We start from the raw sequence: 25613 nt of genomic DNA, 5'->3' as shown, positions 1-25613 counted from the left end.
GGGATGTGGTTAGTTTACAAGGTACTTCAGGCCGTTAAATCACGAAGCCGGACAATCACTGTTACCACTTGTGCAACAATAACCCCGAGGCACGCCCCTCGACATTAATTGCCTTGCGGTGTAAAAGCCCGGGGTAGAGCCATTGCCAGATCAAACCTGTGACCCGTTTACGCTACTGCCCATTGCTTGCGCCCGAGCGGCCCTTGCTGAATAAATTCTATCGAAACCACGGCTCGCCCATGCGCGCAGCGGCCCAGGGTCGGCTTTGGGTGGCCCGAGCCGAGGAAATCGTCGCCGCCTTGTGCCTGAGTGAAGTGCCCGGCGGCCATTGGCTGACCGGCTTGTTCGTTGCCCCCGCCTGGCGCGGCCAACAGCTCGCCGGGCGCTTGATCGACGCGGCGCTGGCTGAGTTGCAAGGCAATATCTGGCTGTTCTGTCACCCGGGCCTGACAAGCTTTTACGCCCACCAGGCCTTCACCAGCACCGACGCCCTGCCTGCGCCACTGGCCGAGCGCCTGCAGCGCTACCAGCAAAGCAAGCCGCTGCTGGCGATGGTGCGGGTTCAGTCGTCGCTGGCCGGGTCCAGCCCGGGGAACAGCACCTCGGTATAGCCGAAGCGGCTGAAGTCGTGAATGCGCGAGGGGTACAGGCGGCCGATCAGGTGATCGCATTCATGCTGCACCACCCGCGCATGAAAGCCTTCGGCGTTGCGCACGATGGGCTGGCCCTGGGGGTCGACGCCTTCGTAGCGAATCCGCTGGTAGCGTGGCACCACGCCACGCAGGCCCGGCACCGACAGGCAGCCTTCCCAGCCATCCTCGACCTCGGTGCCCAAGGGCGTGATCAGCGGGTTGAGCAAAATGGTTCGCGGCACCGCCTCGGCATCCGGGTAGCGCTCGCTGCGCTCGAAGCCGAAGATCACCAGTTGCAGGTCGATGCCGATCTGCGGCGCGGCCAGGCCAACGCCGCCGACATGCTCCATGGTTTCGAACATGTCGGCGATCAACCGCTCAAGCTCGGCGCTGCCGATCAGGTGCTGCGGCACCGGCGGGGCGATGCGCAACAAGCGCTCATCGCCCATTTTCAGGATGTCATGAATCATGCTGGCTTCGACTCAGGGGTTCGCTGGCAGGCGTGGTTTCATGATCGAGTGAGTGATCGCGGCCCAGCCCGGATACATGCTTTTTATCATGCTCAGGGGCCACGCCATCAAAGTCTTTTTCGCCAGGGTCCTTGCCTTCCTCGGACATATGCTCGATCACCGCGTTCATCTCCGCGCCCAACAGCAATACGGCAGCAGAAATATAGAAGTACAACAGCAGGACAATGATCGCGCCGATACTGCCGTACATGGCGTTGTAGTCGGCGAAGGTCTTGACGTAATAACCAAAGCCCAACGAGGCGATGATCCACACCACCACCGCCAGTACCGAACCCGGGGTAATGAAGCGAAACTTCTGCTTCACATCGGGCATCACGTAATAGATCAGCGCCACCGCGACCATCATCAGAATGATGATCGCCGGCCAGCGCAGCACCGTCCACAAGGTGACGATGAACTCCTGCATGCCGATCTGCGCGGCAATCCATTCCATCACCTGCGGCCCCAGCACCATCAGCGCGGCGGCCGCCAGAAGCATGCCGGCGATACCGACGGTGTAGATCACCGACAGCGGAATGCGCTTCCACACCGGGCGCCCTTCGACCACATCATATGCGGCGTTCATGGCGCTCATCATCAGCCGCACGCCGGCTGAAGCGGTCCACAGGGCAATGACGATACCCACCGAGAGCAAGCCGCCCTTGGACTGCTGCAACTGGTCGATCACCGGGTTGACCTGCTCCAGCGCCTGGGGCGGCAACACCAGTTCCGACTGCAGGCGCAGCCAGGAGAAGAAGTCGGGCAAATGCAGGAAACCGATCAGGGCGATCAAAAACAGCAGGAAGGGAAATAGCGAGAACAGCATCTGGTAGGCCAGCGCCGAGGCATAGGTGGACATCTCGTCGTCGAGAAATTCCTTGACCGTGCGCACCAGCACACGGTGCAACGGCAAGCCGCGCAGGTCGGGAAAAATCATAGCGTCTCCTTTCGCCGCTCGAGGTTCATGGGCGGGCTCCTCACACACTCATCTGACAGGTACGTCCTGAAGTCTAATCGACGATCGCCTCAAAGTTGCGATTGATTGCTGCAGATAGCACAACGGCCACCCGAGGATGGCCGTCGTCCCGCCCTGCTCACAGGGTTCAAGGCTTCTTCACGGCATCCTTGACCTTGCCGACCACTTGCTGGGCTTCGCCTTTGCGCTCCTGCAGTTCGCCTTCGGCGCGCAGACGATCATTGTCGGTCACTTTGCCGACACCTTGCTTGATGTTGCCAACAGCCTCATTGGCCATGCCTTTGACTTTATCTTTAGTGCCACTCATGGGAGTTCTCCTGAAGGGGAAATAACACGCTGTCAGAGTCGACAGTCTGTGGACCCGTGGCCGCTTGCGAGAGTTTCAATTATTTTTCGGCGGGCCGCCTGTCGAGCGCGCAGGGGCAATAGAGAGGCCGGCGAGCAACGTCGCTTTATGTTTCATCGCGTTGCCAGCACAATAAGCGACCTTTCAAGCGTCACCCGTAGGAACCTGCATGAAACTCGACAAACCCACCGCCATCGCCCGCCGCAACCAGGAACTGGAACGCCCCGTGCTCAACAGCGACAACACCCTGTTTGCCGTGCTCGACACCAAGCGCAGCCTGTGGTGGTTCGATGTGCCGGTGAAACTGCTGCGCAAGGGCCAGCCCGACTGGGTCAACCTGCTGCTGCACACCCCCGAAACCGACGAGCTGCAGCATTTGAAGGTGCCGGTGAACTACCTGCAGGCCCATCAGGAAAAAATGGAAGTGCGCCACCCGGGCAAGCGTCGCTCGACCATCAGCCTGGCGCTGAGCGCCGATCGCGACTCGCTGCTCAAAGACCTGCGCCCAGGCGGTGAGAACCTGAGCTTTGCAGGCTTCAAGCAGGTCTGATCAAGCCAGTTCGATGCGGTCGGCGTGGATGACGATGCGGCCATCCTTGTACAAGGCACCGATGGCCTTCTTGAAGTTGCCCTTGCTGACCCCGAACAGATCGCTGATCAACTGCGGGTCGCTCTTGTCGCTGACCGGCAGCACGCCGTTGGCGTCCTTGAGCTTGGCGAGGATCTTGTCGTGCAGGCTGTTGGCCAGGTCCTGGCCGATGGGCTGCAGGCTCAGGGCAATCTTGCCGTCGCTGCGCAGCTCTTTGATGTAGCCCTTCTCCTGCTTGCCCGAACGCAGGAACTTGAACACCTCGTTCTTGTGAATCAGGCCCCAGTGCTTGTTGTTGATGATCGCCTTGAAGCCCATTGGGGTTTCTTCGACCACCAGCAAATCAACCTCCTGGCCGACCTTATAGTTGGCCGGCACCTTGTCCAGGTAGCGGTCCAGGCGCGCGGTGGCAGTGATGCGGCGGGTGCGCTTGTCGAGGTAGGCATGCACCACGCAGTACTCGCCGGCCTTCATCTGGCGCTTTTCTTCGGAGTACGGCATCAGCAGGTCTTTGGGCAGGCCCCAATCGAGGAAGATGCCGATGCTGTTGATTTCCTTGACCTTGAGGCTGGCGAAGTCGCCGACCTGCAACTTGGTCTTTTCCGTGGTGGCGATCAGCTTGTCTTCGCTGTCGAGGTAGATGAAGACGTTCAGCCAGTCCTCGACCTCGGTGGGCGTGTCCTTGGGGATGTAACGGTTGGGCAGCAGGATTTCGCCGTCCGCCCCGCCGTCCAGGTACAGACCGAAGTCTGTGTGCTTGACCACTTGCAAAGTGTTGTAACGCCCAACTAAAGCCATTTCCGGAAATCCTCGTTGCGAGCGGGGCATTCTACACCTCACGCGGCGATTGCGCCCGGTCGCCGATGACGGCCTGTCAGCAAAATGAACCGCACAGGCTTGCCCTGTTCTATAAAGACAAGCAAGCCTTCGCAAGGATTCGCTCATGTACGCCTGCCTGTCCAAGTACCTGCGCACCGTTCTGTTGCTGGTGATATCGGCCTTGCTGGTGGTCGCCTGCAACCGTATCGACCTGGCCTACCGCAACCTCGACATGCTGGTGCCCTGGTCGCTCAACGACTACCTGAGCATGAATCGCCAGCAAAAAACCTGGCTCAATGAACGGCTCAAACAGCAGTTGGCCTGGCATTGCCGCACGCAACTGCCCGGCTACCTGACATGGATCGACGAAATTCAGGCGATGGTCGCCCGCAATGTGATAACCGACCAGCAGTTGCAGGTACGCACTGAAGAAGCCCGGCAGGCGATTGCCAAGGTCGCCGACCAGATCACTCCGTCGGCCGCCGAACTGTTGCGCAGCATGGATGACGAGCAAGTGCGGGAAATGCGCGAAGCCTTTGCTGACGACATTCGCGAACGCCAGGCCAAATACGTCAATACCCCACTGGCGCGGCAGATCGAACGCCGCGCCGAGCGAATGGAAAAACGCCTGAGCACCTGGCTGGGCGAGCTCAGCCCGCAGCAAAAACTTCGAGTCATGACCTGGTCCCAGGGCCTGGGCGAGCAGAACCGCCAGTGGATCGCCAACCGCGCCCATTGGCAGGCACAGTTCAGCGCAGCCATGGACCAGCGCCACAGCGACAGCTTCGAGCCTCGCCTGGAGATCCTCTTGAAAAAGCGCGAAAGCCTGTGGACCCCGGAGTACCGGATCGCCTTCCAGCGCACCGAGCAGGAGGCGCGGCGCTTGTTGGTGGATGTGATGGCGCAGAGCAGCGAACAACAGCGCCAGTACCTGGAGCAGAAGCTTGCGCAGGTGCGCCAGAGTTTCAGTGAGTTGAAGTGCTTGAAGGGGTAGCGGCCGCATTCAACGGTAGGAGCGGGCTTGACCCGCGATGAGGCCAGTACAGCCAGCAAACCAGGAGTTGCCTGGCATACGACCGCTACGCGCTCGATCGCGGGTCAAGCCCGCTCCCACAAGGTCCGGTGCAGGCTGCTCACACAGCGACAAATCGAGTCGTTGGAAAATCCAACGATCGGATTTAGCAGTCCGGCTCATTACTCGATGTCGACGGCACAACGCTATATGGCGGTTGTACGTGGGGCGCCTTCGCATCGCGGGTCAAGCCCGCTCCCACAGATTCACCCTCATTCCTGTGGGAGCGGGCTTGACCCGCGATGTTGTTCAGCCCTCCCGGCACTTGCGCCGGTACGGGAACACATCGATCACTTTGCCGCCGCGGATCGCCGCCTGCAGGCTCTTCCAGTAGTCGGCGTCGTACAACTCGCCGTGCAGCTGGTTGAACAACCGGCGCTGGCCGCTATCGGCGAACAGAAACGGTGGAAACTCCTCGGGGAACACGTCCAGCGGGCCGATCGAGTACCAGGGCTCGGAGGCCATTTCATCCTCCGGCGTGCGCGGCGGCGGGATATAGCGGAAGTTGACCTCGGTCAGAAAGCAGATTTCGTCGTAGTCGTAGAACACCACCCGCCCGTGCCGGGTAACGCCAAAGTTCTTCAGCAGCATGTCACCGGGGAAGATGTTCGCCGCCGCCAGTTGCTTGATGGCCAGGCCGTAGTCTTCCAGGGCCTCGCGTACCTGGGCGTCGTTGGCGTTTTCCAGGTAGAGGTTGAGCGGGGTCATGCGCCGCTCGGTCCAGCAGTGGCGGATCAGCACGGTGTCGCCGTGCACTTCGACGGTGGACGGCGCCACTTCCAGCAGTTCGGCCAGGCACTCGGGCTCGAACTTGCTCAAGGGGAAACGAAAATCGGAGAACTCCTGGGTATCGGCCATGCGCCCGACGCGGTCGACGCTTTTTACCAGCCGGTACTTTTCGATCACCGTGGCGCGGTCGACGTTCTTCGACGGCGAGAAGCGGTCCTTGATGATCTTGAATACGGTGTTGAAGCCCGGCAGGGTAAACACGCTCATGACCATGCCACGCACGCCCGGGGCCATGATGAAGCGGTCATCGGTGCCGGCCAGGTGGTTGATCAGCGCCCGGTAGAACTCCGACTTGCCGTGCTTGTAAAAGCCGATCGAGGTGTACAGCTCGGCGATGTGCTTGCCCGGCAGGATGCGCTTGAGAAAGCCGACGAACTCGGCCGGCACCGGTACATCGACCATGAAGTAGGAGCGGGTGAAGGAGAAGATGATCGACACCTCGGCTTCGTCGGTGATCAGCGCGTCGACCTCGATGCCGTGGCCCTCGCGGTGCAGCAGCGGGATCACCAGCGGCCATTGCTCGTCCTGGGTGTACAGGCGCCCGACCAGGTAGGCGCCCTTGTTGCGGTACAACACCGAGGAAAACAGCTCGACGGCCAGGGCCGGGTCTTTGCAGACCCAGTCCGGCAGGTTCTCGCGCAGTTGCCCCTCGAGGCGTGCCAAGTCGCCGGCAAGGTCCGCGTAGGGCACATCGAAACGGTAGTCGGCAAACACCTGCGCCAGCAATGCGCTCAAGCCGCTTTGTGGCCGATAGGTGCGGGTTTGCGCTGCCCGCTCGTGGCTGCGCAGCGAGGGCCGGGTGGTGTGGATGAACATGCACCCATCGCTGATCAGGTCATGGCTGAACAGGCTGCAGAAGATCGAGTTGTACCAGGTCTCGGACAGTTCATCGTCCAGGCGCGGGTCGATCAGGCCTATATAAGCACTTTTGACCAGCGGCCATAGCGAGACGTCGAGCAGCACCTCGCCCTCGAAGCCCTGGCGCAGCCAGCCGCTGACCTCGCTGACCTTTTCCTCATACAGATTGATGCGCGCCGCCGAGGCGCTCTGGGTCTGTTGCCACTGGGCCTGCTCGAATCGCTCGCGGGCGCCATCGGTGATCTGGCGGAAATGCTCGCGGTAATCGTCGAAGCCATCGAGGATCATCCGGGCGATATCGGCGGCCGGCCATTGCTGGGGCATACGTCAGACCTCTGCGGGAATGTCAAAGCCTGAGCTTAGCCAGTCGCCACGGGCAGGGAAAGCCTGTTGGCGCGGCTGTATCGGCCAAACTCGCCGGGTGCTGAATTCAAGCGCAAGAAAGGGAGAGAGCGCAGGCTGCGATGTAACGTAAACTCGCGCCCTGCCCCAAAGGACCCGGAGAGCCCCATGAGCCCCATCGCCATATCCCGCCTGTTGATTCTTGCTGCTGTCTGGGGGGCGAGCTTTCTGTTCATGCGCATCATCGCGCCGGTGCTCGGCACCCTGCCGACGGCGTTTTTCCGCGTCTCCATCGCCTGCCTCGGCCTGCTGGTGATTCTCGCCCTGCTGCGGGTGCGCTGGGACTTCAATGGCAAGCTCAAGGCCTGCCTGGTGCTGGGCATGGTCAACTCGGGGATACCCGCCACCCTTTATTCAGTGGCCGCCCAGGTGCTGCCGGCCGGCTACTCGGCGATCTTCAATGCCACCACGCCGCTGATGGGCGTGCTGATTGGCGCGTTGTTGTTCCGTGAACCGCTGACCCTGGCCAAGCTCAGCGGCATCTTCCTCGGCCTGTTCGGGGTTGGCATTCTCAGTGGCGCGGGGCCGGTGGCGTTCGACGCCAAGCTGTTGCAAGGCGCCCTCTCGTGCCTGGCGGCGACCGCGTGCTACGGCCTGGCCGGCTTTCTCGCCCGGCGCTGGCTCGACCAGCAAGGCGGCCTCGACAGCCGCCTGTCGGCGCTGGGCAGCATGATGGGCGCAACCTTGCTGCTGTTACCACTGTTCGGCTACAGCGTGCTCACCCAGCCGCCGGCAAGCTGGGGTGGCTGGCAGGTGTGGGCGTCGTTGCTGGGCCTGGGGCTGGTGTGCACCGCCTTTGCCTACATCCTGTATTTCCGCCTGATCAGCGAGATCGGCCCGGTCAAATCCAGCACCGTGACCTTCATGATCCCGGCCTTCGGTGTGCTGTGGGGCGCCTGGCTGCTGGACGAGCCGCTGTCGATGGCGCACCTGTACGGCGGGTTGTTGATTGCCGTGGCGTTGTGGCTGGTGCTCAAGCCAGCTCGCGCCTGACAGGTTAATGCTTGTTCCTGTGGGAGCTGCCAAGCCAGCTTCCACAGTTTCTGGTTTCACCCCTGAAACCAGCCCTTCACTGGCGTTACCGAAAAAAGCCTCTTTTCATTGCACCCGCAATTGCCACGCGCAGTTGTTGTGCAATTTCGTGCCATATAGAAAACCTTGTTTTATATATAAAACAAACAGATTTTCTTGGAGTTCGCGTAAACCATTAAGAAATAGGAGTTTTTACCTTTAGCTGTAGGGATAATCACAACTGGCATTGTTCATGCACTAAACCGCGTATCACCTATAAAACAGACCAGAGAGCTTCCCCAATGGCTGTGAAAGAGATGTACGCAATCCCCTCTCAATGGAATACGCCGCACTCCAAGGAAGACCTGGAGCCGACCGAAATCGAATTTCGCAATGTCGGTAAATGCTTCCCGGCCAAGGGCAAGGCCGAGGCGCCCTTTGCCATTCGCGAGGTGAACTTCAAGATCCGCCGCGGCGAGGTGGTATCGATCATCGGCCCGTCCGGTTGCGGCAAAAGCACCATCCTCAACATGGGCTCGGGCCTCTACCGCCCCAGCGAAGGCGAAGTTTTCGTCGGTGGCGAAGCGGTGGTCGGGCCGGTGCGCAAGGTCGCCTTCATGCTGCAGAAGGATCTTTTGATGCCCTGGCGCAGCATCCGCCGCAACGTCGAGCTGGGCCTGGAAATCCAGGGTATGCCCGCCGCCAAGCGCCAGCCGATTGCCGAAGATCTGCTCAATCGCTGCCACCTGCAAGGCTTTGCCGACCACTATCCGTTCCAGCTGTCGGGTGGCATGCGCCAGCGCGCCGCCCTGGCCCGGACCCTGGCCATCGACCCGCAGGTGCTGTTCCTCGACGAGCCGTTCTCGGCCCTCGATGCGCAGACCAAGATGATCCTGCAACAGGACCTGGCGCGGATGCTGTTCGAAGAAAAGAAAACCGCGCTGTTCATCACCCATGACCTGGTCGAGGCGATTGCCATGTCCGACCGTCTGCTGGTGATGAGCGCCCGCCCCGGCACCATCATCGAAGAAATCACTGTCGACCTGCCGTTTCGCGACAACCCGCTGGAGCGCCGCAAGCTGCCGGAAATCGGCCCGCTGGCCGGGCGCCTGATGGAACTGCTGAAAGTCGGCGAAGACACCGAACTGCATTGATCAACGGCCACCGGCCCATCAACCGATTCAGGAGTACGCATGTTCAAGTCCCTGCAACGCCTGGCACAGACTTCAGTCATCGCCCTGGGCCTTGGCCTGGCGCTCAGCGCCCAGGCAGAGCCGACCAAGATCACCTACCTGCTGCCCGCGCCGCCCAACTCGCCGGCTTTTGCGCCGTGGATCATCGCCAAGGAAAAGGGCTACTACCGTGCCAGGGACCTGGACCTGACCTTCATCGCCGCCAAGGGCGGAGTCGATGTCGCCAAGCAGATCGGTGCCGGCAACGCCATGCTCGGCGGCGCCATCGGTGACACCCCGATCGTGGTCCGCGCCAACGGTATTCCGGTGCGTGCGGTGGCGGTGCTCGGTGCCGGCGGGGTGACCATGATCGCCACCAACGCCGGCGAGAACATCCAGTCGATCAAGGACCTCAAGGGCAAGACCCTGACCGTGATGTCCTACTCCGACACCACCTACTACGCCCTGCTCGCCTCGCTGCGCAAGGCTGGCCTGAACAAGAACGACGTCGATATCCAGGCCGCCGGCCCCTCGGGGGTGTGGCAGCTGTTTTCGGCCAACAAGGCCCAGGCCATGGCCGGGGTGCCGGACTGGGTGGTGAATGCCGAAGAGGCCGGGCTGAAGATCAGCCTGATCCCGCAGAGTGAAATCTTCGAGAGCATGGCCCAGGCGATCCTCGCCTCGGACGACGCCATCAACAACCAGCCGCAGGTGGTCGGCGGCGTGGTCCAGGCCACCCTGCAGGGCATGCGCGACATCATCCAGGACCCGAAAGCCGCCGCCGCCACCTTCGCCAAGGCCGTGCCGGCCTACGCCGGCAAGGAAGCGGCGCTGGAGAAAACCTTGCGCCTGTATGTCGAGCACGTCTACGCCAACCAGACCGTGCTCGGGCGCATCGACCCGGCGCGCCTGGACGCAGTGCGCAAGTTCTACGTCAGCGAAGGCATCGTCGCCAAGGAACCCAAGCTCGACGAGCTCTACAGCAACCAGTTCATCGAAACCACCACGGCCGCGCAATAAGCCTGGATGCATAACAAGGTATTAGCCCGATGAAAAACCTCAACACCTCCGTGCTCGGCAGCGTCGCCCTGCTGATCCTGTTCCTGCTGCTCTGGCAGTGGGGCCCCGGCCTGCTCGGCATGCCCGAGTTCGTCATGCCGCAACTGAGCCGCGTGGCCCAGGAAAGCCTGGTGATGTGGCAGTCCAGCGGCCTGCTGCAGCACACCCTGATCACCGCCTTCGAGATCATCGTCGGCTTTGGCCTCGGCGCCCTGCTGGGCGTGGCCATCGGCGTGTCGCTGGGCCTGTCGCCGTCGGCCGAGGCCATGCTCTCGCCGTACATCCTGGCCCTGCAGATCGCCCCGAAAGTCGCCTTCGCGCCGCTGTTCGTGATGTGGCTGGGCTACACCATCTACCCGAAGATCCTCATCGCCATCCTCATCGTGTTCTTCCCGGTGATGATCAACGTGCTCTCGGCGATCCGCACCGTTGACCCGGACATGATCAATCTGGTGCGCACCATGAACGCCAGCCGCTGGCAGATCTTCCGCCTGGTGGAGTTCCCCTCGGCCATGGCCGCGCTGTTCTCGGGCCTGCGCATCGCCTCGACCCTGGCGGTGATCGGCGTCACCGTCGGCGAACTGGTCGGCGGTAACCAGGGCCTGGGCTTCCTGTTGGTCGACGCTGAAGGCCAGGGCAACACCGCCGGGGTCTTCGTCGCCATCGTCATGCTCACCCTGATCGGCGTGCTGGCCTACGGCGCGGTGGTCTGGGCCGAGAAACGCGTCCTGCACTACCTGCCCAAAGCCATGCTGAGTACCCAATGATGAACCCATTCAAAACCATGCTTGAAGGCCGCCGCGTGCTGGTCACCGGTGGCGCCCGTGGCCTGGGCTATGCCTTCGCCCAGGCCATCGGCCAGGCCGGTGCCCGCGTGGTGATCGCCGATATTCTCCAGGAGCGCGTGCTGCAGGCCGCCTGCGAGCTGCGCGAGCAAGGCTTGCAGGTGACCGGCGTGACCCTCGACCTGGGCAACCCGGAGTCGATCACTGCCTGCGTCGCCGAGGCGGTTGCCGGGCTCGGCGGCCTCGACGGCCTGGTCAACAACGCCTCGATCACCAACTCCGGCGGCAAGACCTGCGAGCAACTGGACATCGACACCTGGGACCAGGTCATGCAGGTCAACGTGCGCGGCACCTGGCTGATGACCCGCGCCTGCCTGCCGGCCCTGCGCGCCAGCGCCAAGGGCGCGGTGATCAACCTGGCCTCCGACACGCCGCTGTGGGGCGCGCCGAACCTGCTGGCGTATGTCGCCAGCAAGGGCGCGATCATCGCCATGACCCGCAGCCTGGCCCGTGAACTTGGCACTGACAACATCACCGTCAATGCCATCGCCCCCGGCCTGGTGCTGGTCGAGGCCACCGCCTATGTGCCCGAGGCGCGCCACCGCCTGTACACCGAACAACGGGCGATTCAGCGCCCGCAACTGCCAGAAGACGTCAGCGGCGCCGTGCTGTTCGCCCTGTCCGACCTGTCGCGCTTCATCACTGGACAAACCCTGCCGGTCAACGGCGGGTTCGTCATGCCTTGAGCAAGGAGAAACCCATGACCGACCTATCCGTACAAAACGCCACCGCGAAAACCTGGGAACAACCCGCAGGCTCGGACCTCGCTGGCTGGATGCAGACCCGCATCGCCCGCTACCAAACCCGCAAGTACGACTGGGACGCGCTGAAGTTCCAGGCCGACTTCGACCCCAAGTTCCGCCGCGCGCAAATGCGTTACGTCGGCACCGGCGGCACCGGGGTCAACAGCGACATGAACACCATCCCCTCGGAGCACTTCACCTTCTCGACCATGGTCATCCCGGCCGGTCATGAAGGCCCGCCGCATATCCATACCGACGTCGAGGAAGTGTTCTTCGTGTTGCGCGGCAAGCTCAAGGTGATCATCGAGAAAGACGGCGAGCGCTTCGAAACCGTGCTCACCGACCGCGACCTGATTTCGGTACCGCCGGGCGTGTACCGCGAAGAGATCAACATCGGCGATGAAGACGCGCTGATGTGCGTGATGCTCGGCGCGAAAAAGCCGGTGACCCCGACCTACCCGCCAGCGCACCCGCTGGCCTCGATCAAGCGCGGTTAAGCCGATGTTGCACGCCACCGACCACTCGCTCGCCGGCCTTGCGGCCCAGTTGCAGCAGCGCTTCCCCCAGCGCCTGGTGCAACTGGCAAGCGGCGCCCAGGCGATCCGCGAAGCCGGGCACGGGCCGGCCATCGTGCTGTTGCATGGCATTGGCTCGGGCGCCGCGTCCTGGCTGCAGGTGGCGCTGCAACTGAGCCAGCACGCCCGGGTGATTGCCTGGGATGCACCGGGCTACGGCGACTCCAGCCCGCTGGCCAACCCTGCGCCGCAGGCGGTGGACTATGCCCGGCGCCTGCGGCATTTGCTCGATGCGCTGCAGATTGACGACTGCCTGCTGGTCGGCCATTCCCTCGGTGCCCTCAGCGCTGCAGCCCTGACCCAGCAGCAGCCGCAACGGGTGCGGCGCCTGGTGCTGATCAGCCCGGCTCGCGGCTATGGCGACCCGGCCCGTGCCGAGCAGGCGCAACAGGTACGCAGCCAGCGCCTGCACAGCCTCGAACAACTGGGCATCGCCCAGATGGCCAACCAGCGCAGCGCACACATGCTCTCGCCAGCGGCCAGCAGCGAAGCCCGCGCCTGGGTGCAATGGAACATGGCGCGGCTGCTGCCCCAGGGCTATCGCCAGGCCATCGAGTTGCTGTGTGGCGATGACCTGCTGCGCTACGCCGCCCTGGCCGTGCCGTACGAAGTGCATTGCGGCGCCGCTGACAGCATCACCCGCCCCGAGGACTGCCAGGCCCTGGCCAAGGCCCTGGGGGCAGCGTTCGCGTTGATTGCCGAGGCCGGCCACGCCAGCCCGATCGAACAACCCGAGGCCGTGGCAACGCTGCTTGCCCGGGCCCTCGAAGAATCCCTGACAGGTACTGCGCTATGAATGATTCGGATCTGTTGAAAGACAACCAGGACAAGTACATCGTCCCCGGCCTTGAGCGCGGCCTGTTGCTGCTCTGTGAATTCAGCCGGCAAAACCGCACCCTCACCGCGCCGGAACTGGCGCGGCGCCTGGAGCTGCCGCGCTCGACCATCTTCCGCCTGTTGACCACCCTGGAAACCATGGGCTTCGTCACCCGCAGCGGCAACGAGTACCGCCTGGGCATGTCGGTACTGCGCCTGGGCTTCGAGTACCTGGCATCGCTTGAACTGACCGAGCTCGGTCAGCCGCTGCTGGCGCGGCTGTGCGATCACCTTAATTACCCGAGCAACCTGGTGGTGCGTGACGGTCGCTCGATCGTCTACGTGGCCAAGGTTTCGCCGCCGTCGGTGTTCTCCAGCGCGGTCAACGTCGGCACCCGCCTGCCGGCCCACGCCACGGTGCTGGGGCGCATCCTCCTTGAAGACCTGAGCCTGGCCGAGCTACGTGAGCTGTACCCGGAGGAGCACCTGGAACAGCACTCGCCGTGCACACCGAAAACCGTACTGGAGCTGTTCGACCTGGTGCAGAGCGACCGTCAGCGCGGCTATGTCAGCGGCGAAGGTTTTTTCGAATCATCGATCTCGACCATCGCTGCGCCGGTGCGCGATCACAGTGGCCGGGTGGTTGCCGCCATGGGCGTGACCATCCCTACCGTGCAGGTTGCGCACATCAATTTCGACGGCCTGCTTGGCCATGTGCGGGGCAGCGCCGACGAGCTGTCGCGCCTGCTCAACTACACGCCAAACGCTGGCTCCGGCCGCGTCACCGCGCTGATGAGGGACTGACATGAGCAACCTCTATCAACTGCACGGGCGCACCGCCATCGTCACTGGCGGCTCTTCCGGGATTGGCCTGGCCTGTGTCGAGCAACTGCTTGAAGCCGGTGCAGCAGTGGCCTTTTGTGGTCGCGATCAGGACCGCTTGAACAGCGCCGAAGCCCGCCTGCGCGAACGTTTCCCCGATGCGCGTCTGTTGGCTCAAGCCTGTGATGTGCTGGATGCCGCGTCAGTCAACGCATTCGCTGCCGCCAGCCTGGCCGCTCTCGGCCCGGCCCAGGTGCTGATCAACAACGCCGGCCAAGGCCGGGTCTCGACCTTCGCCGACACCACTGATGAGGCCTGGAGCGAAGAGCTGCAGCTGAAGTTCTTCTCGGTGATCTACCCGGTGCGCGCCTTCCTGGCGCAACTGCAAGGCCAGGCCGGCGCTTCGATCGTCTGCGTCAACTCGCTGCTGGCCAGCCAGCCGGAGCCGCACATGGTCGCCACCTCGGCAGCACGTGCGGGCCTTAAGAACCTGGTGCGCTCGATGGCCACCGAGTTCGCCGAACAGGGCATCCGGGTCAACGGCATCCTCATCGGCCTGGTCGAGTCCGGCCAATGGCGCCGGCGCTTCGAGGCCCGCGAAGAGCGCGATCTGGACTGGTCGCAATGGACAGCGCAACTGGCGCAACGCAAACACATTCCCCTGGGGCGCCTGGGCCTGCCCAAAGAAGCAGCCCAAGCGATCCTGTTCCTGGCTTCGCCCCTGTCGGCCTACACCACTGGCAGCCATATCGATGTTTCTGGAGGCCTGTCCCGCCATGCGTAATGAAAACACTGTCACCGTTGGCGCTGCCATCACCGCGTTCCTCGAACAATGCGAGGTCAAGGCCGCCTTCGGCGTGATCTCGATCCACAACATGCCGATCCTCGATGCTTTCGCCGTACGTGGCAACATCCGCTTCGTCATGGCCCGTGGCGAAGCCGGCGCGACCAACATGGCCGATGCCTACGCCCGCACCACCGGTGGCCTGGGCGTGTGCCTGACGTCCACCGGCACCGCTGCCGGCAACGCCGCCGGGGCGCTGGTCGAAGCACTGACCGCCGGCACGCCGCTGCTGCACATCACCGGGCAGATCGAAACGCCGTACCTGGACCAGGACTTCGCCTACATCCACGAAGCCCGCGACCAGTTGACCATGCTCAAGGCGGTGTCCAAGGCGGCCTTTCGCGTGCGCAGTGTCGAGACCGCGCTGAGCACCCTCAAGCTCGCCGTGCAGACCGCCCTGACCGCGCCCACCGGCCCGGTCAGCGTCGAGATCCCGATCGATATCCAGTCGACCTTCATCCCCATGCCGAGCGACCTCTCGCCGCTGCCGATCCCGGTTGCGGTGCCGGCGCCGGAAGCCCTCGACCTGGTTGCCGAACGCCTGGCCAGCGCCACCCGCCCGCTACTGTGGCTCGGCGGCGGTGCCCGCCACGCCGGGGCGCAGGTCAAGCGCCTGCTGGACATGGGCGTTGGCGTGATCACCTCGACCCAGGGTCGCGGCGTAGTCAACGAAGACGACGAGCGTTGCCTCGGCGCCTTCTCGCAGAACAAGCTGGTCGAAGGCTTCCTGCAAAGCTGTGATGCGCTGGTGGTGGCCGGTTCGCGCCTGCGCAGCAACGAGACCTTCAAGTACGCCCTGAAGCTGCCGCGCACCACCCTGCGCATCGATGCCAACCCGGCCATCGAAGGGCGCAGCTACTCCAGCGAGCTGTTCATCTGCGGCGACTCGGCCCTGGCCCTCGACGGCCTGGCCGACCGCCTTGAAGGCCGCCTGAACATCGACCCGAACTTTATCGACGAGCTCAAGGCCGTCCGCACGCAATCGCGCGCGCAGCTGGTAGCCGACCTCGGCCCGTACTCGGCGATGGTCGAACAACTGCAGGGGCTGACCGGGCGCAATTTCTCCTGGGTGCGCGACGTGACCCTGTCCAACAGCATCTGGGGCAACCGCCTGCTCAACCTCTACCACCCGCTGGCCGGCGTGCATGCCCTCGGTGGCGGCATCGGCCAAGGGTTGGCCATGGGCATTGGCGCGGCGGTGGCAGCGGCGGAAACCGACCCGCAGCGCAAGGTCTTCGCCCTGGCTGGCGACGGCGGTTTCATCCTCAACCTCGGTGAGCTGGCGACCCTGGTGCAAGAGAAAGCCAATGTGGTGATCCTGCTGATGAACGACCAGCGCTACGGGGTGATCCGCAACATCCAGGACGCCATCTACGGCGCCCGCCACGCCTATGTCGAGCTGCACACCCCGGACTACACCAAGCTGGCCGAATCGATCGGCCTGCGCCATGGCCTGGTCAGCGACCTGAAGGACTTCGGCGCGGTGCTGGACAACGCCCTGAGCCAGGGCGGGCCGTTTTTGCTGGAAGTCGACATGCTCAGCGTCGGCGGCTTTGCCACCCAGTTCGCCGGTCCCCCCAACAGCGAAACCAAAGCCCAGAAAGCCACGGCCTGAGGACTTGCGCATGCTCAATATCACCATGATCGGCTGCGGCGCCATTGGCGTCGCGGTGCTGGAACTGCTGGAGAACGATGCGCAGCTGCGCGTCGAGCATGTGATCGCCTCGGCCGGTTCCGAAGCCCTGGTGCAACAGCGTCTGGCCAGCTTCAAGCGCCCGCCACAGGTGCTCACCGCCCTGCCCGCCGACGCCCGCCCGGATTTGCTGGTGGAATGCGCCGGGCACAAGGCAATCGAGGAGCACGTGCTGCCGGCACTGGAGCGCGGCATCGCCTGCCTGATCGTCTCGGTCGGTGCGCTGTCGGAGCTGGGCCTGGTCGAGCGCCTGGAGGCCGCCGCCGCCCGTGGCAACACCCGCATCGAGCTGCTGCCCGGCGCCATCGGCGGCATCGATGCGCTGTCGGCGGCCAAGGTCGGCGGCCTGGATTCGGTCGACTACACCGGGCGCAAACCGGCCAGGGCCTGGAAGAACACCCCGGCCGAAGAGGTTTGCAACCTGGACGCCATCGACCAGGCCACGGTGATCTTCGAAGGCAGCGCCCGGGAAGCTGCGCGCCTGTACCCGAAGAACGCCAACGTCGCCGCCACCTTGTCGCTGGCAGGGCTGGGCCTGGACCGCACGCGAGTGACACTGATTGCCGACCCGCTCAGCGAAGAGAACGTCCACCACTTCGAAGCCCGTGGTGCCTTCGGCGGTTTCGAGATGAGCCTGCGCGGCAAGCCGCTGCAGGCCAACCCGAAAACCTCGGCGCTGACCGTCTACAGCGTGGTCCGTGCCCTGGGCAACCACGCCCATGCCATTTCCATCTAGGGGAACGTCGATGACGCTGGAACAGACTCTACCTATCTGCATTGCCGGCACCTGGCGCCTGGGCGGCGGTGAGCGCTACGCCACGCGCTACCCGGCCACCGGCGAGCCGGTGGCCTGGCTCAACGCCGCCAGCCTCGAGGATGTCGAAGACGCCGTGCAAGGCGCCCACCAGGCTTTCCTCAACAGCGGCTGGGCCCAGCGCAAGCCGCACGAACGCGCCGCCGTGCTGTACCGCATCGGCGAACTGATCCGCCAGCGCAGCGAAGAACTGGCGCAATTGCAGCGCCAGGACAACGGCAAGCCGATCAACGAAACCCGCGCCCTGGTGGCCAGCGCCGCCGGTACTTTCCAGTTTTTCGCCGCCGCCTGCGAAACCCTGGAAGAGACCATCACCCCGTCGCGCGGCGACTTCGTCAGCATGAGCGTCTACGAACCCATGGGCGTGGTCGCGGCTATCACCCCGTGGAACTCGCCGATTGCCAGCGAAGCGCAAAAGGTCGCCCCGGCCCTGGCCGCCGGCAATGCGGTGGTAATCAAGCCGGCAGAAATCACCCCGCTGCTGGCCCTGCAACTGGCGCAGATCTGCGAGGACGCAGGCTTGCCCAAGGGCCTGGTCAGCGTGTTGCCGGGCAAGGGCTCATTGCTCGGTGATGCGCTGACGCAGCACCCGCTGATCAAGCGTGTGTCGTTCACCGGCGGGACCAAGACCGGCAAGCACATCGCCCACATCGCCGCCGACAAGATGATGCCGGTGTCGCTGGAACTGGGCGGCAAGTCGCCGACCATCGTCCTCGATGACGCCGACCTCGATCACGCCGTGGCCGGGGTGCTGTATGGCATTTTCAGCTCCTCGGGCGAGGCCTGCATTGCCGGTTCGCGGCTGTTCGTTGCCCGCGCCCTGTACGAGCCGTTCATGCAGCGCCTGGTCGCAGGCGCTGCGCGTTTGCGCCTGGGCGACCCGGCGGACGAAACCACGCAAATGGGCCCGCTGATCAGCGCCGCGCACCGCGAGTCGGTGGAGCGCTACGTGGCCCTGGGCCTGGCCGAAGGTGGCCGCCTGCTGCTCGGCGGCCAACGCCCGACTGGCGGCCTGTTTGATCAGGGCTACTTCTACCCGCCAACCATCCTCGAAGGCCTGCGCAACAGCCAGCAGACCTGCCAGGAAGAAATCTTCGGCCCGGTGCTGGTGGCCCTGCCGTTCGACAGCGAGGCAGAGCTGATCGAGCAGGCCAACGACAGCCTCTACGCCCTCGCCGCCGGCATCTGGAGCCGCGACTACAAGCGCGCCTGGGCCCTGGGCCGCAAGATCCAGGCCGGCACGGTGTGGATCAACACCTACAAGCAGTTCTCCATCGCCACCCCGTTCGGCGGCTGGCGTGACAGCGGCCTGGGTCGTGAAAAAGGCCGCCTGGGGATCCTGCAGTACATGGAACAGAAAAGCCTCTACTGGGGCATGAACGAACAACCACTGGCCTGGGCCGGTGTGGAGGCAAGGCCATGAGCGTATTGGGCATCGATGAAGTCACCTACGGCGTCGAAGACCTCGACACCTGCGTGCGCTTCTTCAGCGACTGGGGCCTGGACAAGGTCAGCGAACAGGCCGACGAGGTGGTCTTCGAAACCCTCAACGGCTGCCGGGTGGTACTGGCCGACATCAACAAGCCCGGCCTGCCAGCGGCCATCGAGCCGGGCTCGACCGTGCGCGAAGTGGTCTGGGGCGTGGAGAGCGAAGCGGACCTCGCCCTGTACAGCCAGCGCATCGCCAACGACCCGGGCTTTGTCGAAGGCAACGGGCGCATCGGCTGCACCGACCCCAACGGCCTGGCGATCCGCCTGCAGGTGACCCGCAAGCGCGCACTGGACATCGAGTGCAGCGGCCACAACACCTGGCAGACCAAGGGCCGGATCAACAAGCCGGCGCCGGTGTATGAGCGCGCCACGCCGATCGAAGTCGGCCACGTGGTGTTCTTCGTCAAGGATGTGAATGCCTGCGAAACCTTCTACCACGAGCGCTTCGGCTTCCAGGCCTCGGACCGCTACCCCAACCGCGGCGCGTTCCTGCGCACCGCCGAAGAAGGTGGCCACCACGATTTGTTCATGCTCCAGCTGCCGGCCCCCCGCGCCGGTCTGAACCACGTCGCCTTCACCGTGCGCGACCTGCACGAAGTGTTCGGCGGCGGCATGCACATCTCGCGCAGTGGCTGGGCCACCGAGATCGGCCCGGGCCGCCACCCGGTGTCGTCGGCGTTCTTCTGGTACTTCAAGAACCCGGCCGGCGCCCTGGTCGAGTACTACGCCGACGAAGACCAACTGACCGGCGAATGGCAGCCGCGCGAGTTCGAGCCGGGCCCGACGGTGTTTGCCGAATGGGCGATTGCCGGCGGCATCGATGGCAATACCCGGCGCCAGCAGCATGTCGAGGCGCCGCAAGGCAAGTTCCTTACCGACAAACCCAAACCCTGAGCAGGAGTTGTCCATGTCTTCGTTGAACATCGCCATCAACGGTGCCGGCATCGGCGGCCTCACGGCTGCCATCGCCCTGCGCCAGGCCGGTCACCAGGTCACGGTTTTCGAACAGTCCAAGGCGTTTTTGCGGGTCGGGGCCGACATCAACCTCACCCCCAACGCCGTGCGCGCCCTCGATGGCCTCGGCGTCGGCCCGGCCGTACGCATTCCGGCCGCGCGCCCGACCCACCGCATCAGCCGTATGTGGGACACAGGCGAAGAAACCTCGCGCCTGGAAATGGCCGACGCCGCGCAAAGCCAGTACGGCGCACCGCAATTGACCATTCACCGCGCCGACCTGCTGGCGGCCCTGGCCGATGTGTTCCCGCTGCACAACGTGCAGTTCGCCAAGCGCGCCGAGCAGGTGCTGCAGGATGCCGACGGCGTCGAGCTGCGCTTCAAGGATGGCAGCCGCCATCGCGCCGACCTGCTGATCGGCGCCGATGGCATTCACTCGGTGGTGCGCAATGCCCTGTTCGGTGAAGAGCAGCCGCGCTTCACCGGCGTGGTCGCCTACCGCGCCGTGGTCCCGGCCGAGCGTGTAGCCCATGTACCGAACATCCAGGCCTTCACCAAATGGTGGGGGCCCAACCCGCAGAGCCAGATCGTCACCTTCCCGCTGAACCAGGGCCGCGACATCTTCATCTTCGCCACCACCGCCCAGGACAGCTGGCACCTGGAGTCCTGGACCACCGCCGGTGACGCCGCCGAGCTGCGCAGCCACTACCAGGACTTCCACGCCGACGCCCGGGCGCTGCTCGACGCCTGCGACGAAGTCCTCAAGACCGCGCTGTACGAGCGTGACCCGCTGCCGTACTGGTCCGAGGGCGCCATCACCCTGCTCGGTGACGCCTGCCACCCGATGATGCCGTTCATGGCCCAGGGCGCCGGCCAGGCCATCGAGGACGCGGTGGTGCTGGCCCGTCATCTGCACGGTGTCACCAGCCCGGCGCAGATCGCCAGCGCCCTGCAGGGTTACCAACTGGCGCGCCTGGAGCGCACCAGCCAGATCCAGATCGGTTCACGCGGCAACCAGTGGCTCAAGGCCGGCGGCAACGCCGACTGGGTCTACGGCTACGACGCCTGGACCGTGCCTACCGCCAGCGCTGCCTGAGGCCCGCCCATGAGCGAGACGATGCAACTGACGGTGGTGCTCAAGCACGACCAGTCGAAAAACCTGGAACAGATCCAGGCGCACATGAAGCAGATGGGCTGGTGGGACAGCTTCCCGCCGGCCGGCGTCGAGCTGGTGTCCTGGACCGTGGCCATGGGCCTGGGCCAGATCGTCACCCTGCGCCTGCCGCCGAGCCTGCTCGGCAAGGTCAATGTGGAACTTGAGCGCGCCGCCTGGGGCGTGTTCCGCACCGAATGCTACCCGACGTACGACTTTGTCCCGGTCCGCGAAATGATCCGCGAACGGGTTCGCAATGGAGGTCAATGACATGAGCAACACCCCACGCTATCTGGAGCCCCATCAGGCGCGCAAACGGCCCAACACCCCGTTCGAGGAACTGCTCGGCGATTCCATCGAACGCGCCTACGGCAACGGCATCACCCAGCTGCCCGAGCTGCTGGCGCACCTGAACCTGGCCGGCCCGCCCTGCCCTTTGACCCGCGGCGAGTGGACCGAAGACTCCTATAAAACCCTGATGGCGCGGCTGGGCGCATGACCCGCCGGAGGTAAAACAAGATGAATATGCAATTCACCGTCGATCCTGTTGAGAACCACCTGGCCAACGGCCTCAAAGACCTCTGGTTTCCGGTATTGCCCTCCGGGCTGCTTGGCGACAAGCCGCTGTCGGTGCGCCGCCTGGGCTACAAGATCGCCCTGTGGCGCGACAACGATGGCAGCGTGCATGCCCTCGAAGACCACTGCCCGCACCGCGGCGCGCCGCTGTCCCAGGGCCCGGTGCTGGGCGACCGCCTGCAGTGCCCGTACCACGGCGTCGAAGTGCGCTGCGACGGCACCGTGACCAAGGTACCCGGCAGCCCGGGCTGCAAGCTCGAAGGCAGCCGCCCGACGCGCATGTTCCACACCCGCGAGGCGGCCGGGGCGATCTTTTTGTTCAACGCCACCGACCCGCACCTGGACACCCCGCCAGAACTGGTATTGCCCGAGCAACTGACCTCGCCCGAGTGGAGCAGCTTTCTCTGCTACACCGAGTGGCAAGGCGACTACCGCTACGTGCTCGACAACGTCATGGACCCGATGCACGGCACCTACCTGCACAAGATGTCGCACTCGATGAGCGAAGGCGAAGCCACTGCCAAGTTCGTCACCCGCGATACCGAGCAGGGTTTCTTCTTCGAGAAGGAAGGCCAGCGCGGGGTCAACTTCGACTGGACCGAATTCCTCGACAACGGCTGCCACTGGCTGCGCCTGGAAATCCCTTACCCGAAGACCGGCGGCCCGGGCGGCAACTTCACCATCATCGGCAGCTACACCCCGAGCAGCCGCAGCCTCTCGGCAGTGTTCCACTGGCGCGCACGGCCCCTGACCGGCTGGCAGCGCGACACCTGGCGCTTCCTCTACAAGAACCGCCTGGAAGCCCGCCACTGGGCAGTGCTGGAGCAGGACCGGGTGCTGCTGGAGTTCATGGAGTTCGACGCCAACCAGCGCGAGAACCTCTATCAGCATGACCTCGGTGTGGTGCGCCTGCGCCGCTACCTCAAGGGCAAGGCCAAGGAGCAACTGGCGCTGATCGAAGCGAAGCAACTGTGATGAACCTGCCCGTGCAACGTATCCAGGCACAGGCGGTCACCGAACTGGCCACTGCCAGCTGGTCCAACGCCCTGCTGCTGGGTAACGAGCTGGTGATGTCCGGCATGACCGGCCATCCCGCCACCCGCCAGGCCGCCGAGCGCGGCGCGCCGCTGGATGCCTACGCGCAGACCCTGGTGGTACTGAACAAGATCCGCGCCCTGGTGGAAGCGGCAGGCGGGCACATCGGCAATCTCTACCGTTTGACGCTGTACCTCACCGACATTGCCGACAAGGATGAAGTCGCTCGCGCCCGCCGCGACTTCTTCCAAGGCTTTGCCTGCTACCCCACCTCCACCCTGGTTCAGGTGAGCGCCCTGGTGTTCCCCGAACTGGTGGTGGAAATCGAAGCCAGCGCCCGGCTCGACATTGACTTGCGCACTGCGCCCTTGAGGTGACCGATGTCCAACTCCTCTACCATCACCGCGCTGGTGCACACCCTGCGCCACGAAGCCGAAGGCATCATCAGCGTCGAACTGCGCCCCTGGGGCGACACCGTGTTCGCGCCGTTCGAAGCCGGCTCGCACATCGACCTGCACCTGCCCAATGGCCTGGTGCGCAGCTATTCACTGCTCAACTCGCCGAGCGACCAGGGCCGTTATGTAGTCGGCATTCTGCGTGATCGCAACAGCCGCGGCGGCTCGGCGTTCGTCCATGAGCAACTGCGGGTTGGCACGCAATTGCACATCTCGCAACCGCGCAACAACTTCGCCCTCGACCCGCACGCCAGCCACAACGTGCTGGTGGCCGGCGGCATCGGCATCACGCCGATCTACTGCATGTTTCGCCAGCTGCTGGCGCTGGGCAAATCCGCCGAGCTGATCTACTGCGCCCGCTCGCGCAAGGAAGCGGCGCTGCTGGAAGAGCTCAGCGGGGTCGATGCCAAGGTGCTCTACCATTTCAACGACGAGAAGAACGCGGTACCCGACCTGGCCCATTACCTGGCCGGGCAGCCCGGCGATACGCACTTCTACTGCTGCGGCCCGACGCCGATGCTCGATGCCTTCGAGAGCACCTGCGAAAGCCTGGGCTATCCCCATGCGCATATCGAACGCTTCACCGCCGCCGAACTGCCGCCCTCGGAAGATGCCCAGGACAGCTACAGCGTCGAGCTGAAAAAGTCCGGCAAGACCCTGAACGTCGAGCCTGGGCTGAACCTGCTCGACGTGCTGCTCGAAGCCGGCTGCGATATCGAGTACAGCTGCCGCGAAGGGGTGTGCGGCTCGTGCGAAACCCGGGTGCTGGAAGGTGACATCGACCACCGCGATGGCGTGCTGACCAAGGCCGAACGGGCGGCGAACACATCGATGATGGTCTGTGTCTCGGGCTGCAAGAGCCGGCGCATGGTGCTTGATCTGTAACTGTTGCAACACGCGCAATTGGCCGGCACCGGGTGTGCCGGCTTTTTTTTGCGCGGCTTTCGCAGGCCCGGCGGCCCCAGAACAGTCAATTACTTATTCATTGATAAAACAACCAACGCACTGTCAACGCGCGCTGTGCAGTTAAACCGCACTGCCATTGCCCACTCCTGTTACTTAAACACCACGCTGTTTCACCCACGGCACGAATTAAGGCGTTTCAGATATAAATAATTGTTTTACATCATATTTATTAAAACAACAGTCACTCATCAGCACTGGCACAGTTCCTGCTCTTTACCTCCCGAGTTCAAATAAAAACAACGTGCCACCTATAAAACAATAACAAACCTACCGATGCGCCACCGCTGACTTTCGCTTAACGCCTGATTCCAGGCGGCGGACAGCTGTTGCCCAGAGATACTGCTCAACCTTGCGGGGCATTGATATGAACAAGTACGTGATAAGCCTTGGCCTGATCCTTGGCAGCGCCACCAGTTTCGCTTCCGAGCCCGGCCCGGCGGCGCCGGACCAGCCGCCAGCGGTGAAAAAACCCTTCCCGCACATTGCCTGGCGCAGTGACGACGGCCAGAGTTCGCTGGATATCGGCGGCGCACTGCGGGTCAACTACCGCGATGAGCACTGGGACACCACCGAAAACAACGGGCGCTTTCTCTTCGACACCTTCCGCCTGGATGTCCAGGCCACCCACAAACAACTGTTCAGCGACATCGGCTACTGGTTCCAGGACGACGGCAAACGCTCGATCGACCGCGGCTACGTCGGTTATCGCTTCAATGCCAATTCCAACGTGCAACTGGGCGCACCGTTCAAACCCTTTGGCCTTGAGCCCTACCCGCAGTTCGGCTGGAGTTACCACATCCCGTTTTTCATGGGCTATGGCGTCAGCGCCGGCAGCGGCCTGAAGTACAGCTACAAGGACAAGGACTGGGACCTGCAACTGGGCTACTTCCCGCGCATGCTGCCCAGCGGCATCCGCTACTCGCCGGAAGTCGGCCGTTACAGCGATCTTGACGACAACGCCGTGGCCTTCACCCAGTCGCGCCAGGACAACGAGAAGCGCAACCAGGTCAACGCCCGGGTGGCCCGGACCTTCAGCGGTGACGGCTGGAAAACCGAAATCGGCGCCTCGCTGGCCGCTGCCGAGCTGTACAACGCCACCACCCGTGACGATGGCGACTACTGGGCCGGCGGCGTGCATGCGATCGTCAACGCCGGCAACTGGACGGTCACCAGCCAGGCGATTCGTTATGAGTACGATCCGAAGAACCCTGACGGCGTCAGCAACGACTCGGTGCTGATGGGCGGCAACGGCCTGACCCCGGCCTACCTGATCGCCTCCAAGGCCACCATCGGCTCGATCAACGTCGGCTACGACATCTTTACCCCGGGCCTTGGCCAGTTGAAGAAGATCAAGGTCTACAACGACTACAGCCGCATGATGAAAGACAAAAGCGGCTGGGATGACTCGCAGATGTTTACCGTCGGCGCGCAGTTTTTGGCCATGCCGATCATGGCCTGGGTCGACTTCACCTGGGCGAAGAACGCCAACCCCTTTGGCGGCGCCGAGAACGGCACGGGCTGGACCAGCACCAACTCGGTCGGCAGCAACGACTGGTACTACCGCACCAACATCAACATCGGCTACTACTTCTGACAG

General features: G+C 63.8%; 28 protein-coding genes. 23 read left to right on the top strand and 5 right to left on the bottom strand.

Annotation, left to right across the window (positions count from 1 at the left end):
• The first annotated feature begins 239 nt into the window (after window positions 1-239).
• Complete coding sequence (locus tag LOY37_RS07020) at window positions 240-611, top strand: GNAT family N-acetyltransferase (protein WP_309475544.1); 372 nt, start codon at window positions 240-242, stop codon at window positions 609-611.
• Here LOY37_RS07020 and def read toward each other — a convergent pair.
• The 3 genes from def to LOY37_RS07005 form a co-directional block, all read right to left on the bottom strand.
• Window positions 563-1102 (bottom strand): peptide deformylase, encoded by a 540-nt coding sequence (gene def / locus LOY37_RS07015; protein ID WP_258716535.1) that lies wholly within the window; start codon window positions 1100-1102, stop codon window positions 563-565. The two genes, LOY37_RS07020 and def, sit on opposite strands and share 49 nt — an antisense overlap.
• Window positions 1092-2078: a YihY/virulence factor BrkB family protein gene (locus LOY37_RS07010; protein ID WP_093386097.1), complete on the bottom strand. Its 987-nt coding sequence runs from the start codon at window positions 2076-2078 to the stop codon at window positions 1092-1094. The genes def and LOY37_RS07010 overlap by 11 nt, the downstream gene beginning before the upstream one ends.
• 166 nt (window positions 2079-2244) lie before the next feature.
• Window positions 2245-2424, bottom strand: a complete 180-nt coding sequence (locus LOY37_RS07005; RefSeq protein WP_045193435.1) for a CsbD family protein — start codon at window positions 2422-2424, stop codon at window positions 2245-2247.
• Between the two features lie 208 nt (window positions 2425-2632).
• Here LOY37_RS07005 and LOY37_RS07000 point away from each other — a divergent pair, with 208 nt between their 5' ends.
• A complete protein-coding gene (locus LOY37_RS07000) occupies window positions 2633-3013 on the top strand; it encodes a hypothetical protein (RefSeq protein WP_038996550.1) in 381 nt (126 codons plus the stop codon).
• Here LOY37_RS07000 and LOY37_RS06995 read toward each other — a convergent pair whose 3' ends face one another.
• The gene (locus LOY37_RS06995; RefSeq protein ID WP_045193436.1) at window positions 3014-3850 is read right to left on the bottom strand and encodes a S1 RNA-binding domain-containing protein; all 837 of its coding nucleotides are present in this window, start codon (window positions 3848-3850) and stop codon (window positions 3014-3016) included. It lies immediately after the preceding gene.
• Between the two features lie 145 nt (window positions 3851-3995).
• Between LOY37_RS06995 and LOY37_RS06990 the strand changes: the two genes are divergently transcribed.
• Window positions 3996-4865: a DUF6279 family lipoprotein gene (locus LOY37_RS06990; RefSeq protein WP_258716534.1), complete on the top strand. Its 870-nt coding sequence runs from the start codon at window positions 3996-3998 to the stop codon at window positions 4863-4865.
• Between the two features lie 327 nt (window positions 4866-5192).
• On the opposite strand, the gene aceK is transcribed toward LOY37_RS06990, so the two are convergent.
• The gene (aceK, locus tag LOY37_RS06985) at window positions 5193-6914 is read right to left on the bottom strand and encodes a bifunctional isocitrate dehydrogenase kinase/phosphatase (RefSeq protein ID WP_258716533.1); all 1722 of its coding nucleotides are present in this window, start codon (window positions 6912-6914) and stop codon (window positions 5193-5195) included.
• Between the two features lie 186 nt (window positions 6915-7100).
• Between aceK and LOY37_RS06980 the strand changes: the two genes are divergently transcribed.
• The 20 genes from LOY37_RS06980 (at window position 7101) to LOY37_RS06885 (ending at window position 25610) form a co-directional block, all read left to right on the top strand.
• Complete coding sequence (locus tag LOY37_RS06980) at window positions 7101-7985, top strand: DMT family transporter (protein ID WP_258716532.1); 885 nt, start codon at window positions 7101-7103, stop codon at window positions 7983-7985.
• Window positions 7986-8320: 335 nt separating this feature from the next.
• On the top strand, window positions 8321-9157 hold the full coding sequence (locus LOY37_RS06975; RefSeq protein WP_045193440.1) for an ABC transporter ATP-binding protein: 837 nt from the start codon (window positions 8321-8323) through the stop codon (window positions 9155-9157).
• A gap of 39 nt (window positions 9158-9196) precedes the next feature.
• A complete protein-coding gene (locus tag LOY37_RS06970) occupies window positions 9197-10195 on the top strand; it encodes an ABC transporter substrate-binding protein (protein WP_258716531.1) in 999 nt (332 codons plus the stop codon).
• A gap of 29 nt (window positions 10196-10224) precedes the next feature.
• Entirely contained in the window at window positions 10225-11001 is a 777-nt protein-coding gene (locus LOY37_RS06965) for an ABC transporter permease (protein ID WP_258716530.1), read from the top strand.
• The gene (locus LOY37_RS06960; protein WP_258716529.1) at window positions 11001-11765 is read left to right on the top strand and encodes an SDR family oxidoreductase; all 765 of its coding nucleotides are present in this window, start codon (window positions 11001-11003) and stop codon (window positions 11763-11765) included. The genes LOY37_RS06965 and LOY37_RS06960 overlap by 1 nt, the downstream gene beginning before the upstream one ends.
• A 14-nt stretch (window positions 11766-11779) precedes the next feature.
• Window positions 11780-12319 (top strand): cupin domain-containing protein, encoded by a 540-nt coding sequence (locus LOY37_RS06955; protein ID WP_093386119.1) that lies wholly within the window; start codon window positions 11780-11782, stop codon window positions 12317-12319.
• A 4-nt stretch (window positions 12320-12323) separates the two neighbouring features.
• Window positions 12324-13193, top strand: coding sequence for an alpha/beta fold hydrolase (locus LOY37_RS06950; protein ID WP_258716528.1), 870 nt, complete (start codon window positions 12324-12326; stop codon window positions 13191-13193).
• Window positions 13190-14017 carry an IclR family transcriptional regulator gene (locus LOY37_RS06945; RefSeq protein WP_045193445.1) on the top strand — a complete coding sequence of 276 codons (828 nt, stop codon included), beginning with the start codon at window positions 13190-13192 and terminating at the stop codon, window positions 14015-14017. The genes LOY37_RS06950 and LOY37_RS06945 overlap by 4 nt, the downstream gene beginning before the upstream one ends.
• Window position 14018: 1 nt before the next feature.
• A complete protein-coding gene (locus LOY37_RS06940) occupies window positions 14019-14819 on the top strand; it encodes an SDR family oxidoreductase (protein WP_258716527.1) in 801 nt (266 codons plus the stop codon).
• A complete protein-coding gene (locus LOY37_RS06935; protein WP_258716526.1) occupies window positions 14812-16494 on the top strand; it encodes a thiamine pyrophosphate-binding protein in 1683 nt (560 codons plus the stop codon). Before LOY37_RS06940 ends, LOY37_RS06935 begins: the two co-directional genes overlap by 8 nt.
• A 10-nt stretch (window positions 16495-16504) precedes the next feature.
• A complete protein-coding gene (locus LOY37_RS06930; RefSeq protein ID WP_045193450.1) occupies window positions 16505-17308 on the top strand; it encodes an aspartate dehydrogenase in 804 nt (267 codons plus the stop codon).
• 10 nt (window positions 17309-17318) lie between these two features.
• Entirely contained in the window at window positions 17319-18809 is a 1491-nt protein-coding gene (locus LOY37_RS06925) for an aldehyde dehydrogenase (RefSeq protein ID WP_258596940.1), read from the top strand.
• Window positions 18806-19771: a VOC family protein gene (locus LOY37_RS06920; RefSeq protein WP_258716525.1), complete on the top strand. Its 966-nt coding sequence runs from the start codon at window positions 18806-18808 to the stop codon at window positions 19769-19771. Before LOY37_RS06925 ends, LOY37_RS06920 begins: the two co-directional genes overlap by 4 nt.
• A gap of 13 nt (window positions 19772-19784) precedes the next feature.
• Window positions 19785-20927 carry an FAD-dependent monooxygenase gene (locus tag LOY37_RS06915; protein ID WP_258716524.1) on the top strand — a complete coding sequence of 381 codons (1143 nt, stop codon included), beginning with the start codon at window positions 19785-19787 and terminating at the stop codon, window positions 20925-20927.
• Window positions 20928-20936: 9 nt separating this feature from the next.
• Entirely contained in the window at window positions 20937-21254 is a 318-nt protein-coding gene (locus tag LOY37_RS06910; RefSeq protein ID WP_258609984.1) for a hypothetical protein, read from the top strand.
• A 1-nt stretch (window position 21255) separates the two neighbouring features.
• Entirely contained in the window at window positions 21256-21483 is a 228-nt protein-coding gene (locus LOY37_RS06905) for a recombinase-like helix-turn-helix domain-containing protein (RefSeq protein ID WP_045193456.1), read from the top strand.
• Window positions 21484-21503: 20 nt separating this feature from the next.
• A complete protein-coding gene (locus LOY37_RS06900) occupies window positions 21504-22535 on the top strand; it encodes an aromatic ring-hydroxylating dioxygenase subunit alpha (RefSeq protein ID WP_093386150.1) in 1032 nt (343 codons plus the stop codon).
• A complete protein-coding gene (locus tag LOY37_RS06895) occupies window positions 22535-22972 on the top strand; it encodes a Rid family hydrolase (protein WP_258716523.1) in 438 nt (145 codons plus the stop codon). Before LOY37_RS06900 ends, LOY37_RS06895 begins: the two co-directional genes overlap by 1 nt.
• A 3-nt stretch (window positions 22973-22975) precedes the next feature.
• Complete coding sequence (locus tag LOY37_RS06890) at window positions 22976-23935, top strand: PDR/VanB family oxidoreductase (protein WP_258716522.1); 960 nt, start codon at window positions 22976-22978, stop codon at window positions 23933-23935.
• A 445-nt stretch (window positions 23936-24380) separates the two neighbouring features.
• The gene (locus LOY37_RS06885) at window positions 24381-25610 is read left to right on the top strand and encodes a hypothetical protein (protein ID WP_258716521.1); all 1230 of its coding nucleotides are present in this window, start codon (window positions 24381-24383) and stop codon (window positions 25608-25610) included.
• Window positions 25611-25613: the final 3 nt, after the last annotated feature.

Source organism: Pseudomonas sp. B21-012, from assembly GCF_024749305.1.
Classification (GTDB): domain Bacteria; phylum Pseudomonadota; class Gammaproteobacteria; order Pseudomonadales; family Pseudomonadaceae; genus Aquipseudomonas.
This window is presented reverse-complemented; position numbering and strand designations above follow the sequence as displayed.

Bases quoted from the DNA above. Each gene is read 5' to 3' on its own strand.
- LOY37_RS07020 (WP_309475544.1), top strand. From the start codon at position 240: ATGCGCGCAGCGGCCCAGGGTCGGCTTTGGGTGGCCCGAGCCGAGGAA.
- def (WP_258716535.1), bottom strand. From the start codon at position 1,102: ATGATTCATGACATCCTGAAAATGGGCGATGAGCGCTTGTTGCGCATC.
- LOY37_RS07010 (WP_093386097.1), bottom strand. From the start codon at position 2,078: ATGATTTTTCCCGACCTGCGCGGCTTGCCGTTGCACCGTGTGCTGGTG.
- LOY37_RS07005 (WP_045193435.1), bottom strand. From the start codon at position 2,424: ATGAGTGGCACTAAAGATAAAGTCAAAGGCATGGCCAATGAGGCTGTT.
- LOY37_RS07000 (WP_038996550.1), top strand. From the start codon at position 2,633: ATGAAACTCGACAAACCCACCGCCATCGCCCGCCGCAACCAGGAACTG.
- LOY37_RS06995 (WP_045193436.1), bottom strand. From the start codon at position 3,850: ATGGCTTTAGTTGGGCGTTACAACACTTTGCAAGTGGTCAAGCACACA.
- LOY37_RS06990 (WP_258716534.1), top strand. From the start codon at position 3,996: ATGTACGCCTGCCTGTCCAAGTACCTGCGCACCGTTCTGTTGCTGGTG.
- aceK (WP_258716533.1), bottom strand. From the start codon at position 6,914: ATGCCCCAGCAATGGCCGGCCGCCGATATCGCCCGGATGATCCTCGAT.
- LOY37_RS06980 (WP_258716532.1), top strand. From the start codon at position 7,101: ATGAGCCCCATCGCCATATCCCGCCTGTTGATTCTTGCTGCTGTCTGG.
- LOY37_RS06975 (WP_045193440.1), top strand. From the start codon at position 8,321: ATGTACGCAATCCCCTCTCAATGGAATACGCCGCACTCCAAGGAAGAC.
- LOY37_RS06970 (WP_258716531.1), top strand. From the start codon at position 9,197: ATGTTCAAGTCCCTGCAACGCCTGGCACAGACTTCAGTCATCGCCCTG.
- LOY37_RS06965 (WP_258716530.1), top strand. From the start codon at position 10,225: ATGAAAAACCTCAACACCTCCGTGCTCGGCAGCGTCGCCCTGCTGATC.
- LOY37_RS06960 (WP_258716529.1), top strand. From the start codon at position 11,001: ATGAACCCATTCAAAACCATGCTTGAAGGCCGCCGCGTGCTGGTCACC.
- LOY37_RS06955 (WP_093386119.1), top strand. From the start codon at position 11,780: ATGACCGACCTATCCGTACAAAACGCCACCGCGAAAACCTGGGAACAA.
- LOY37_RS06950 (WP_258716528.1), top strand. From the start codon at position 12,324: ATGTTGCACGCCACCGACCACTCGCTCGCCGGCCTTGCGGCCCAGTTG.
- LOY37_RS06945 (WP_045193445.1), top strand. From the start codon at position 13,190: ATGAATGATTCGGATCTGTTGAAAGACAACCAGGACAAGTACATCGTC.
- LOY37_RS06940 (WP_258716527.1), top strand. From the start codon at position 14,019: ATGAGCAACCTCTATCAACTGCACGGGCGCACCGCCATCGTCACTGGC.
- LOY37_RS06935 (WP_258716526.1), top strand. From the start codon at position 14,812: ATGCGTAATGAAAACACTGTCACCGTTGGCGCTGCCATCACCGCGTTC.
- LOY37_RS06930 (WP_045193450.1), top strand. From the start codon at position 16,505: ATGCTCAATATCACCATGATCGGCTGCGGCGCCATTGGCGTCGCGGTG.
- LOY37_RS06925 (WP_258596940.1), top strand. From the start codon at position 17,319: ATGACGCTGGAACAGACTCTACCTATCTGCATTGCCGGCACCTGGCGC.
- LOY37_RS06920 (WP_258716525.1), top strand. From the start codon at position 18,806: ATGAGCGTATTGGGCATCGATGAAGTCACCTACGGCGTCGAAGACCTC.
- LOY37_RS06915 (WP_258716524.1), top strand. From the start codon at position 19,785: ATGTCTTCGTTGAACATCGCCATCAACGGTGCCGGCATCGGCGGCCTC.
- LOY37_RS06910 (WP_258609984.1), top strand. From the start codon at position 20,937: ATGAGCGAGACGATGCAACTGACGGTGGTGCTCAAGCACGACCAGTCG.
- LOY37_RS06905 (WP_045193456.1), top strand. From the start codon at position 21,256: ATGAGCAACACCCCACGCTATCTGGAGCCCCATCAGGCGCGCAAACGG.
- LOY37_RS06900 (WP_093386150.1), top strand. From the start codon at position 21,504: ATGAATATGCAATTCACCGTCGATCCTGTTGAGAACCACCTGGCCAAC.
- LOY37_RS06895 (WP_258716523.1), top strand. From the start codon at position 22,535: ATGAACCTGCCCGTGCAACGTATCCAGGCACAGGCGGTCACCGAACTG.
- LOY37_RS06890 (WP_258716522.1), top strand. From the start codon at position 22,976: ATGTCCAACTCCTCTACCATCACCGCGCTGGTGCACACCCTGCGCCAC.
- LOY37_RS06885 (WP_258716521.1), top strand. From the start codon at position 24,381: ATGAACAAGTACGTGATAAGCCTTGGCCTGATCCTTGGCAGCGCCACC.